The 12,010-nt window shown below is 73.6% G+C and carries 8 protein-coding genes; 6 read left to right on the top strand and 2 right to left on the bottom strand.

Annotation, left to right across the window (positions count from 1 at the left end; genetic code table 11):
* The first annotated feature begins 224 nt into the window (after window positions 1-224).
* From CS0771_RS22325 to CS0771_RS22300, 6 genes are all read left to right on the top strand, one after another.
* Window positions 225-2,324, top strand: a complete 2,100-nt coding sequence (locus tag CS0771_RS22325; RefSeq protein ID WP_212842812.1) for a toprim domain-containing protein — start codon at window positions 225-227, stop codon at window positions 2,322-2,324.
* Between the two features lie 105 nt (window positions 2,325-2,429).
* The gene (locus CS0771_RS22320) at window positions 2,430-3,299 is read left to right on the top strand and encodes an AraC family transcriptional regulator (protein WP_212842811.1); all 870 of its coding nucleotides are present in this window, start codon (window positions 2,430-2,432) and stop codon (window positions 3,297-3,299) included.
* A gap of 182 nt (window positions 3,300-3,481) precedes the next feature.
* The gene (locus CS0771_RS22315; RefSeq protein ID WP_212842810.1) at window positions 3,482-4,231 is read left to right on the top strand and encodes a PD40 domain-containing protein; all 750 of its coding nucleotides are present in this window, start codon (window positions 3,482-3,484) and stop codon (window positions 4,229-4,231) included.
* A gap of 291 nt (window positions 4,232-4,522) precedes the next feature.
* Window positions 4,523-7,018 (top strand): hypothetical protein, encoded by a 2,496-nt coding sequence (locus tag CS0771_RS22310; protein WP_212842809.1) that lies wholly within the window; start codon window positions 4,523-4,525, stop codon window positions 7,016-7,018.
* A 91-nt stretch (window positions 7,019-7,109) separates the two neighbouring features.
* Entirely contained in the window at window positions 7,110-7,955 is an 846-nt protein-coding gene (locus CS0771_RS22305; protein ID WP_212842808.1) for a hypothetical protein, read from the top strand.
* Entirely contained in the window at window positions 7,943-8,782 is an 840-nt protein-coding gene (locus CS0771_RS22300) for a class I SAM-dependent methyltransferase (RefSeq protein ID WP_212842807.1), read from the top strand. Before CS0771_RS22305 ends, CS0771_RS22300 begins: the two co-directional genes overlap by 13 nt.
* Before the next feature lie 28 nt (window positions 8,783-8,810).
* Here the strand turns inward: CS0771_RS22300 and CS0771_RS22295 are convergent, their stop codons facing one another.
* Window positions 8,811-8,960 carry a hypothetical protein gene (locus CS0771_RS22295; RefSeq protein ID WP_212842806.1) on the bottom strand — a complete coding sequence of 50 codons (150 nt, stop codon included), beginning with the start codon at window positions 8,958-8,960 and terminating at the stop codon, window positions 8,811-8,813.
* Window positions 8,961-9,003: 43 nt separating this feature from the next.
* A complete protein-coding gene (locus tag CS0771_RS22290) occupies window positions 9,004-11,961 on the bottom strand; it encodes a hypothetical protein (protein ID WP_212842805.1) in 2,958 nt (985 codons plus the stop codon).
* Between the last annotated feature and the right edge of the window lie 49 nt (window positions 11,962-12,010).

Genomic DNA, 12,010 nt, shown 5'->3' with positions numbered 1-12,010 from the left:
GAGCAAACCGGGTCGCCCGTACGACTGTCGAGCACGTTCTCGACGCTACGGACGGCGCGGCCGCCCGCACCTCCGGCGTTCTCCCGCAGCCGACCTGAGCCGTGCGGCCGGGGTGATCCCTGAGGCGCTCACGTCGTGATTCGCGTCGATGTCATAGGGACGCCCGATGATGGGTGACGGAATGTCGGCGTCCGCGCACCGCAGGTATCGGCAGGCAGGTGATCATGACCGTACGGGCTCATCCGGCGAGCCGCGCCATGCGCCACACGGCCCTGCTCACGCTGCGGCTGGCGATCGCCGACCTGACCGGCGCGCAGGCCTGGGCACGGCTGCTCGACGTGGCCGCCCGGCACCCGGGCCGCGGCGTGCACGACGTGCTGCTGATCGCGCGGCAGCGTCCGGACGCGACCGAGCTGGGCACCTACGACCAGTGGCGGGCGCGGGGCGCCCACGTGCGCCGCGGCGAGCGCGGCATCACGCTGCTGCAGGCGCGCGAGAGCGGTGAGGGCTCCGATGCGGTCACCGCGTTCGACGTCGCCCAGACCGACGCCGTGCCCACACCGCGCGAGCCGGTGCCCGACCTGGTGCCGGTGGTGTCCGCGCTGGCGGCGCTGGCCGACGCGGCCGGGCTGAGCGTGCGGCTGGGACAGGGCCTCGACGCCGCGGTGCACGCCGAGGGCGATCATCTCGACCTCGCCGCCGAGCAGCCGCTGTCCGCGTCAGCCGGGCACCTGGTCCACCACCTCGCCCGACGGCTGCTGCCTCCGGGCCCAGCCCGCGAGCTGCAGGCCGCCGGGGCGGCGCGGGTCGTCGCCCGCAGGTTCGGCCTGCGGCCGCCGCACATCCCGGCGGGCGGCTGGACCGCCGCGCTGGGCCAGGCGCCCACCGACCGGGCCGTCGTCGAGACGACCGAGCGGGCGCTGCGCGCCGCCGGGGCACTCACCGCCCGGCTGCGGCGCGCACTGGACCGGCGTGCGCTGGACCGGCCCGGGACACCTCCGCCCGCGCCACGCCACGAGGGCACCGCGACGGCGCCGCCGGGCCCGGCAGCGCGCCACGGCACGGCCGCCGTCCCCGCACCGCGCCGGCCCGGCAGCACGTCGGCGCCCGCCGCCCCGGCGCGCCATCCGCCCACCCCGTCCACGCCCTCGGCGCAGGCCTTGCGCCGGAGCAGCGCGCCCGGGACGTCCGCCCCGGCGGCGCGTCGCAGCGACGCCCCGTCCGCAACCGCCCGGCCGGACCGGGGACCCGTTGCGCCGCGCCCGGCGGCTGACCTGGCGGCCCTGTACGCCGCCAATGCCGCCGCGGCGGAGTTCTACGCCACGCACCTGCCGCGCAATCGCGCCGCGGCCGCCTACCTGCGCTCGCACGGCATCGCCTCGGCGGCCGAGGCGGGCGGCGACTGGCAGCTGGGCGTCGCGCCCGCTGCCGAGGACGCGCTGCTGCGGCACCTGCGCGAACGCGGGTTCGCCGAGCAGGTGCTGCTGGACGCCGGACTGGTCGCGGTCAGCCGGCTGCACGGAGGTGGCCTGTACGACGTGTTCCGCGACCGGCTGATGTTCCCCGTGCACACGCCCGGCGGGCAGATCGCCGGGTTCACCGGGCGGGACCTGTCCGGGCGCAGCCCCGCGAAGTTCCGCAACACCGCCGACACCCCCGCCTTCCACAAGAGCGAGCTGCTCTACGGCCTGACGGTGCAGGCGGCCGGCCCCGGAGTGCCCGACCGGTTCCTGGTCGTCGAGGGGCCGACCGACGCGATCGCCGCCCAGCTGATCCATCAGGCGCCGGGCGGGGCGCGGACGGTCGCGGTGGCCTCGTGCGGGACCGCGTTCACCCGGGCGCAGTTCGACCTGCTCGCCCGGACGGCGGGCCCGCACACGTCCCTGGTCCTGTCGTTCGACGCCGACCGGGCCGGGACCAGGGCCCTGGAACGCGCCTACCCGCTGGCCGTGACCTGGCCGCACGGGCCGGTCACCGGCACCCGCCCGGCCGGGCACAAGGACATCGCCGACCTACTCGCCGCCCGCGGACCGGACCGGGCGCTGCGCGACCTGCTCGCCGCCGAGCGCCCGCTGCCGCTGCTCGGCGTCCGGCACGCGCTGGCCAAGGCGTTCGGCGGCCGGTTCAACCCCGCCTGGCCGGAGGACCGGGTCCGCGCCTACCGGACCATCGCGCCGTACCTGCTCGACGCGGTCGGGCAGGATCAGGTGGACCTGCTGGTACGCGCCGCCGCGCAGCGGCTCGGCCTGGACCCGCACGAGGTCGCCGACGGCGTCGTGGCCCACTTCGCGGCCGAGCACGAGCGCGCCGACCAGCGCCGCTGACGGCCCCGCCGCGTCCGGGCCCGGCGCCGGATGATCGGATCGGATCGCCACGATCGGGCGCGGGCAGGGTGCGCTCGGCCAGGCTGGACGGCGAAAGGAGGCCTCGTGATCTCGGCACTCAACCGGCTCGTCGATCTCGTCGAGCAGCACCTCAACGAGGAGCTCGACCTGAGCGGGCTGGCCGGCAGCCTCGGCACGACCGAATACCACCTGCGCCGGATGTTCTCGTCGCTGGCGGGCATGCCGCTGTCGGAGTACGTGCGGCGGCGGCGCATGACCATCGCCGCCGCCGACGTCGTACGCGGCGGCGACGACCTGCTCGGCATCGCCGTCCGGTACGGGTACGGCTCGACCGAGGCGTTCGGGCGCGCGTTCCGGGCCGTGCACGGCGCGAACCCGGGCGACGTACGCCGCGACGGAGGCCCCCTTCGCACCCAACCGCAGCTCAGGTTCCGCCTGACCGTCGAAGGAGCCATACCCATGGACACCCGCATCGTCGACCGCCCCGCGTTCCGCCTCGTCGGGCACGCCGCCCGGGTCCCGCTGATCCACCACGGCGTCAACCCGCACATCCAGCAGCACATCGCCGGCCTGCCGATGGAGGAGCACGCCCGGCTCAAGTCGCTCAGCGACACCGAGCCGGCGGGCCTGCTCCAGGTCAGCGACGACGTCGACCCCGACGCCACCGAGGGTACCGAGCTGACCTACCTGCACGGGGTGGCCGTCGGCGCGGACACCGCCGCGCCCGGCGACCTCGACGCCATCGAGGTGCCCGCGGGCACCTGGGCGGTGTTCCGGACCAGCGGGCCTCACCCGCAGGCGCTGCAGACGGCCTGGGCCGCGACGGCCACCGAGTGGTTCCCGTCGAACCCGTGGCGGCTGCGGCCCGGCCCGTCGATCGTCGCGATCCTCGACCGCGCCGCCGACTTCAGCACCGCGACCTGCGAGCTGTGGCTGCCGATCGAACCCGCCTGACCAGTACCTCCCGGCTCGGCCGGACCGGCTCGGCCGCCGTCACACCGACGGCGGCCGGGCCGGTCCCGTTCAGGACCCGTATGGGTGAACCGGGCGAATGAGTCAAATGAGCGTCCACCGCAGATCACTCTCCGTGGCAGCGTCTGTGCATCGAGCGCCCGCTCGCCGGTGGTGCGCTGACGATGACGTGGAACGCCCGCGCCTACGCCACCGCCGGCACGGGTGTGTGCCTCCAGCCCGACTCGGCGTGGTCGTACCGGCTCGTGGTGCTCGACCGGCAGCTGCGCCCCACCCGCTCCTTCGCCATCCCCGGCCTGCCCAACCGCGCCCGCGTCTCCGCCAGCGGCCGCATGATCGCCTGGACCACCTTCGTCGGCGGCGACTCCTACAGCACCAGCGGCTTCTCCACCCGCACCGGCATCCTCGACACCCACACCGGCACCCAGACCATGTCCCTGGAAGACTTCACCATCACCCGCGACGGCAAGCCCTACCGCAACGCCGACGTCAACTTCTGGGGCGTCACCTTCACCACCGACGACAACACCTTCTACGCCACCATGGCCACCGCAGGCCGACGCCACCTCGTCCGCGGCGACCTCACCACCAAGACCGCGCAGACCATCACCGACAACGTCGAATGCCCGTCGCTGTCCCCCGACGGCACCCGCATCGCATTCAAGCAGGCCATCGACGGCGACCCGCAACGCGGCTGGCGACTGTCCACCATGGACCTGGACACCCTCGCCGTCACCCACCTCGCCGAGACCCGCAACGTCGACGACCAGGCCGCCTGGCTCGACGACCACACCGTCGCATACACCCTGCGCGCCGCCGACGGCGAACCCGCGATCTGGACCGTCCCCGCCGACGGCACCGGCGCACCGACGCTGCTGCTGAACGGAGCCGAATCCCCCGCCCCCCTGGACTGACCCGCCCCTCACCACCCCAAGATCACGTCGATCTTGCACGAACTGTTGGGGATCTGCCCGATTGGCGCGTGTCGTACCCACAGTTCACGCAAGATCGGCGCGGGAGAGGCGGGCGGTGGCTGAGCCGGGTCGGCACGCTGAGTTGCACCCGAAGCGGTGAAGAAGACGCCCCTTCATCACCTCATTCACTGATATATACATTTACAAGGGTTACGTTCTGCGCCTATCCACTGCCGCTCGGTCACGGGCCACCGCTCGCGGACCGGGCAGCCGTCCCGAGAGGCGACCACCGTGCCACGATCACGCATCGGTACCCGACCCGTCCTGCTCCTCGCCGCGGCGCTCGCCCTGGCGCTCGTCCCGGCCGCGGCCCCGACCGCCGCGGCGGAGCAGGCCCAGGCCACGGCCGCGCCCGGCACCCTGGTCAAGTCGGTGCAGAACGTCACCCAGCCCGGCGCGAACCCCGCCGACCACGGCGACAAGGTGAACTGGGTGCTGTCCTACACCGACAACGGCGACGGCGGCGCGGTGTCCGTCAGCGACGCCATCGCCGCCGGGCACACCTACGTGCCCGGCTCGCTGCGGGTGCCGCCGGACTGGACCGCGGCCTGGTCCACCGACGGGAGCACGTTCACCACCACCGAGCCGGGGTCGGGCACGGTCGCCGTACGCGGCAGCATCGCCGACATCCAGCCGGGCGGCACCAGCCTGGCCCGGCTGCTGCTGCCCCCGGTGCAGCCGACCACCACCTCGACCGGCGGCGACGGGTTCACCCCGCTGCTCTACCGGTCGGCCGACGGCGCCGTCGAATCGTGGAACATCTACCACCACCTCGCCCCCGCATCGCCGAAGGTGGTCTGCATCAACCTGCTGACCAGCCAGCAGTGCGCGGGCGGTCCCTGGCCGCGGCCGCTCAACGCCACGGCCGGGCCGCTGGGCACCGGTGCCACCGGTGACCTGGGCAGCCCGATGGCGTCGCAGTTCGTGTTCGACCCGGACCGGCCCGGCGTCGTCTACTACGCGGCGTTCACCTCCGCCGCGCTCGGTGTCGGCTGCCTGGACCTGGACGCCCGCGCCAACTGCGGCTTCTTCCCGCTGACGCCCACCGGCGGCTCGCCCGCCAGCGAGAACAACCTGGCCGGGTTCGTCCAGTCCGGTGGCGACGTCTACGGCGTGTCCAGCACCGGGGCGGTGCTCTGCCTGACCATGGCTACCCAGGCGCCGTGCGCCGGGCAGCCGTACGCGGCGGTCGTCGCCCCGCACGGCACCCAGCCGGGTCCGGCGGGCAGCCAGCACTACTTCGGCTCGATCGTCGGGGCAGGCGGGAAGCTGTTCATGTCGTCGTCGCCGGGCACCGGCGCGACCGTGGGCTGCTTCGACCCGGCCACCAAGGCCGCGTGCACGGGCTGGACCGCGCCCAAGCCCGCCGGACCGGCCGGGCTGACCACGTACGGCGTGTTCGCCACGTACACCACCGGCGGTGACGTGGAGGGCGTGTGCGTGCCGCCGTCGGGTGGGGCGTACCAACTGCACTGCTACAGGGTCGACGGGGCCGCGCTGACGCCGCCGGCGTTCCCGTCGATGCCCGCCGGGGTGCTGACCTTCAACCCGAAGACCATCACCGGCCCTGACGGGCACCTGCGCAGCTACTTCCCGTTCTGGGGCGGGCCGCTGCTCGGCGCGACCGGCTGCTACGACTGGAACACCGACGCGGCCTGCGCGGGCATGGCCTTCCCGCGCACCCACCCGGGCGTCGGCGGCAGCGGCACCACCCGCGACTACGGCTACGACTACGACGCGGCCGGCGAGTGCCTCATCGGGCTCGGCGACGCGGGCCTGCTGTTCTCCATGGACCCGATCACCGGCGCGTCGCCGTGCTTCCGGGCCGGCGCCTCGCTCACCCTGACCGCGCCGGACTTCTACTGCGACGGGCAGAGCGGGCACATCACCGGATACCAGGATGCCCGTCTGGTCGACATCGACCTGGCCAACATCGACCTGGCCAACTCCAGCGCGACGATCTCGAAACCGGACAGCACGATCATCGCGACCGTGCCGTTCGCGCCCGACGGCAGCGTGGACCTCTCCGGGATCTCCCCGGCCACCCACCCGGCCCTGGTCATCGACGCCAGCCTGCGGCTGCTCAACGTCGACGACTTCGGCGGCGGCAACCAGCCGCACCTGGTCGCGGGCTTCGACGGCGACCCGCCGCAGATCTGCTTCCAGACCACGCTGAGCAGCTCCTGCGAGGTGACCGCGGTGGCCAACACGGGCTCCGGCACCGACGCCGGCGGCCAGTTCACCTCCAACACCGTGCAGCTGCCGATCGCGCCCGGCGCGGCGTGCCAGCCGCACCTGGTCGTGAACAAGGAGATCTGCCAGGACACCCGCGCCTCGCGATGCGGGCCGGGCGGCCCCGGACCCTGGGCCAAGACGAGCCCGGCCGGGCTGCTCGGGTTGCTGGGCACCGCGTACTGGCGGATCACCGTCACCAATGACGGCCCCGTGGCCGCCTCGCAGGTGACCGTCAACGACCCGGTGGCGGCGTCCTGTGTCAGCGCGGCAGGCACCTTCACCCTGGCAGCGGGGGCGAGCAGGCAGATCCACTGCTCGTCGTTCCTGTTGCTGCTCCCGCTGACCAACACGGCCAGCGTGACCTACCACACGCCGGGTGCGCCGCAGGGGACCCCGCCGGCCACGTCGGCCACGTCCTCGGCGACGGCCTGCTCGATCTTCTGCATCCTCGGCTCGCCCGACCGGGCGATCGAGCTGCGCGAGCGCGGCTGACCCACCACCCAGCGGGCCCGGGAGATCCCGTCTTCCGGGCCCGCGCCTGTCCGTCACCACTACCGGTGGACACCGGCCGCCACAGTGGCCGGTGAGCACGGTGGACGGGAGCGGCATGGGCTCGGCACTACGACAGGACACAGCGGCCGGTACGGCAGACCGTGGCGAGCAGCCGCTCCGCACCTCCGACGGCCGGCACCTCACCCTGGCGGCATACCGTGACCTGCCCCGGCACGCCGAGCTGTGGCAGCTCGCCGACGAGGGACGGCTCCGGGAGTACGTCCGGCACGGCTGGCTGCAGCCCGGCGCGAGCCCGGCCCCGATCCGGGGCGCGCACGCCGAGCTGATCGTGGTGACCGACCCGGACGGGCGGCCGGTCGCGTCCCTGCGCAAGATCCACGCGGTCGGGCGGGCCGAGGTGCGCCGCCTGCCGTCCATGGCCATGCTGCTGCGCGAGCAGGCTTTGACCGAACCGGGCGGCGCGCTGCTGCACCGGATCGTCGCCGGGCGACCCGTGGCCGAGCTGGCCGGGCTCTGGAAGGACCCGGCCTACCCGTCCGATGTGAAGATGGCGCTCTACCGCCGCGCCATGCACGACGCCGTCGACCGGCGCGAGGTCATGCTCCTGGCGGCGGTGGCCCCGGAGTTCCGCGCGCTGCGGAACCTGTTCGGCGAGCGCGTCGTGCGGTCGGTCGGCGCGCCCGTGCGCGTACGCGAACGTGGTGTGTCCCGCAGCGTCACCCTGCACCCGGCGGTCATCGACCCGCAGACGTTCTTCGCCGACCTGCTCGACGACGCCGAACGCGCCGGCACCGCCGGCGACGAGCCGGCCAGCCTGTGGCGCCAGCAGATCATGTGGGACATGCTGCGCGGCTACCCGTGGCAGCACCTGCCCGCCGCGCTGCGAGCCAGGCTGGAGCAGCTGTGCCCGGCCTGATCCGCGACGGCAACCTCTACACCGGCGCGCCCACCGGCTGGACCCACGCCGAGGCCCGCCGCCTGCGGCGCATGGACGAGCTACTCGCCGCGGTGACGACCGCCGACCTGACCCCGGTCCTGGCCGCCGTCCGCGCCAGCGAGCAGCCGGTGCGGCTGCTGGACGTCGGCGCCGGCACGGGCACCACCGTCGAGGACCTGTGCACCACGCACGGCGTCGCCTATTACGTCCTCGACGCCAGCGGTCCGCTGCTGGCCGCCCGCGCCACCGACCCGGCTCGTAAGGTGCGCGGCCGGGCCGAGCACCTGCCCCTGGCAGGCGGCTCGTTCGCCCTCACCTTCAGCCGGGCGGTGCTGGCCTGGTGCGGTGACCCGCGCGCAGCGATCCGCGAGCAGCTCCGCGTGACCGCGCCGGGCGGGACGGCGCTGTTCACCGAGTTCGACTGGACGCGGGCGGGCCTGACGGCGCGCTCGCAGGCGCTGGCCGACGGCATGGCCGCCCGGGCCGCGATGATGGGCGCGCTGATCCAGGGAGGCTTCGCGCCACGGTACGGCGCCCGCCTCGGTGCCGACGTCGACGCCGTCACCGCCGGAACGGGCTGCGTCCGGGAGCAGCGGGTGGTGGAGCTGCCCGCAGGCGATCACCGGGCGGTGTTCCTCGACGCCGCCCGCACCGTCATCGCGCACCTGCGCGGCCTGAAGGCGGCACCGGCGGCCACCGCCGCCATGTTCCTGGAGAGCTACGCCGCTGCGGTCGACGACCCGGCGAACGTCATCGAACTCAGGCTGCCCGCGCTGGTGACCCAGCTCGTAAGCGTGCCGGCCTGACCTCGTGCGCGGCGCGATGCGCGGATCTTCACGGACACTGCACGTCGCCGAGCTTGGTCCGCCGGCACCGGCACCGGGCCGCGTCGCCGCGCTCGCCGAAGACGGTCTGCAACTGCCCCCAGGTCGCCTCGTTGGCGGGCACCAGCGTGATCTCGGGTTCGCGGTCCGGTCCCGTCATGCCCACGCACCGCGTCGGCCGGTCCTGCGGGATCGGGGACGTTTCAGGCGGCTCGGCGTATCTCATCCAGCGCCGCCCGAACCACGTCCTGCGTCTCCTGGTCGAGCCCGGCCGCGTACGCTTCCGCCAGCCGGGCGGCCGCCAGCGCCGCGTCGAGGTCGGCGCGGTCGCCACGGGCCTGCCAGCGTGCACGCAGCGCCACAGTGAGCCAGACGTGCCACTCGACCACATCATCGTCGTCGCCGCCGATGGCGGTCGCGGTGCCCCATGCCTCGATGGCGTCGTCAAGGTCGGCGAGATCGCCGGTGATGTCGCAGCGCTGCAGCAGCGCCTGGGCCAGCGACGAACTCCACTCGGCGCGCTCGGATGCGAAGCCCGGGCCGAGCCGTAGCACGTCGCGCCACGCCTCGACGGCCGATGAGAGCGTCGCGACGTCGTCCTGCACTTGGCCTTTCCGCTCCCAGGCCCTGGCGAGGCCGGCGAGGTCATCGGTCCTCTCCCGCGGGCTGCGTCCGGCGGCCACGGCGCGCTGCAACGCGCGGATCGCCGAATCGAGGTCCAAGGGGTCCGCACGGCCGCGCTCACTGTCGGCGTCGTACCGGCGCAGCAGCGAGCGGCCGTACCAGGACCAGTACCGGCCGACTGCGCCGACGGGAGCCGCCCTGACCGCGGTCGAGGCGGCGGCGACCGCCGCGTCCAGGTCGGCACGGTCGTGCCGAACCAGATAGCGGCCCGACAGCTGGTGCTCCAAGACGGCACTGGCATGTGCCAGCAGATCGGGCGGAGCGGCCGCGACAGCAGCGCGAGCCAGGGCGACCCGGCGGTCGGCAGCATCGTCGCCGGTCGCGCTCATGGCGTCGTCCAGCAGGCCAAGCGTCTCAGACCAGTCCTGCCCCACGTGCTCCGGTCGGGAATGCACGAGCTGATCGGCGCCCAGGGACACGGCGACCGCTTCCATCCGGGCTGCGAGGACAGCATCGCGCGAGGCCAGCTGAGTGAGATCGCTCCGTAGTTCCAGCTGCTGCGCCCACATCACACCGCGACCTTGTTCGAGCCGGGCGACCGCGGTGGCCGCTTCGCCGATGTCGAGGGCTGCGGCGCCGACGTCACCGGCCAGCCCGCGGACCAAGGTGAGCGATCGCTGCCGGGCGCGGCGGCTCGTGCCGAGGAAGGACAGCCGGGTCAGCATCTCCACAGCCTGAGCGAACCCGGCGTACGCCGCTTCCCGGTCCCCCAGGTCCTCTGCCAGGCGGCCCCACATGATCGCCGCGTCTACGCGATCATGGGGCTGCACCAGCGGGTGCGCGGCCATCTCGCCCAGATGAGCGATGGCCGTCCGGGCGTCCGATTCCCGGCCGTCGCGCCGGAAGCGCTCGGCGAACGGCACGGCCGCTTTGCCACGCAGAACGGCCTCGGCTGCTGAAAGCAGCGGCACAGCTTGCGCGGCCGCCTCCGCCGCTTCGTCCAAAGCCTCAGGCAGTCCCAGGGACCGATGGCTGTCAGTGAGCGCCAACGCGAGGTTGATCAGCTCGCTACCGACGCTGCCCGGCCCGCCCGGCCGCGCACGGAACGCCGTCAGCGCGGAACGTGTGTACCGGATGGCCTCCTCGATGTCCGCCGGCTCGCGTAGGCGCTGAAACCGGACGCGGTGCAGGATCCCGAGATTCGCCGCGGCCATGGCCGACAGCGGGCTGCCGGGATCGACTGCGGTCCTTGCCGAATGCAGCACCGCGATCGCTTCGTCGATGTCCTCGGTACGACCGAACCGCTCATACCTGAACCGCAACACACGGGAGAGGTTCATCGCGCAGCCCGCACTGTCGGCACTGTCCACTCCGGTGAGAGCTGCCGCGCGACGGCTCGCCGCAACCGCTTCGTCTAGGTCGGCGAGTTCCTCGAAGTACTCGTACCGGCACTGCAGCGCGACGGACAGGTTGGCCGGTCCGGCCGGACCTGCGCCCTTCTGCGTCCGGTCGGCCTCGCGCAGATTGCCGATCGCCGCGTCCAGGTCGGCAATGGCACCGGTGTGCTGGTGAAGGCACAGCTGCGCCGCTCCCAGCACACCAAGGGCCGCCGGTCGGTCTTCCGCGGCTGCCTGTTCGACGGCGTCGTATGCCGCGGACACCGCCGACTCCGCATCTTCGGGCCGACGGGTCTGGTCGGCGTGCCGCCGCAGTGCGGTGACCAGATCGAGTCGTAGCGTAGTCGCATCGGTGCCCTCGGCGAGCGCGGCCGCGCGACGCAGCGCCGCCGCGGCCCGGCTGGGCCCGTCCGGCTCAGCTCCGTCTATCAGCCGGCGCGCGGCCCACTGCACCGCTCCGGCACCGAGCGGATCCCCGGCCAGCCGCAGCGCCGTCGTGATCGCCGTAGCCGCCGAGCGCTCATCCCCCGTGGCCGTGTGGTGTTCACGCGAGACCAGATGGTAGTTGCGCAGGTGCACGAGTGCACGGCCAGTCGGATCACCGCCGCCGGGTGAGGTGGTCAGCGCGACGGCTTCCCGGTACAGGTCCAGGGCGATTCGGAGGTCACCCAGGTCGCGGGTGACTTCGTAGCGCTCCCTGCGCGCATGCGCCGCCTGTTCGAGCCGGTCGGCCCGGCGATCGTCGTCGCCAGGCACTGCGGCCAGGCAGTCCGCGCCCGCCTCGACTGCAGCATCCAGGTCCGCCCTCGCGCCGGTCAGGCGGTATCGCATCCGCAGCGCGTAGCAGAGGTTGGTCAGGCAAGCACGGCGTACGCCGGCATCGGGAGCGGCCTGCCGGTACAGGTCGATGGCTTCGTCGAGGTCGGCCGGATCGCCGTCACGCTGCCAACGGTTGTCGACCGCGACGCCGAGGTTGAGCAACCGGAAAGGCCGCGCCCGGTCGTTGTGCGGCGTTCGGCCGACCGCCGACCGCAGCAGCCGCAGACCGTCGTCCAGTGTGGCTGGGTCGTCGATGAGTGGCAACCCGCGGGCGAACAGAACGTGGGGGTCCGGCGGTGCCTCCTCCGAAAGGTGCTCCACCCCGTGATCCTAGGAGCCGCCAGGTATCTACGAAATCCCCCGCAGGTGC

It is taken from the genome of Catellatospora sp. IY07-71 (assembly GCF_018326265.1).
Lineage (GTDB): Bacteria > Actinomycetota > Actinomycetes > Mycobacteriales > Micromonosporaceae > Catellatospora.
The sequence above is the reverse complement of the archived record's forward strand: the minus strand, read 5'-3'. Positions and strand labels throughout refer to the sequence as shown.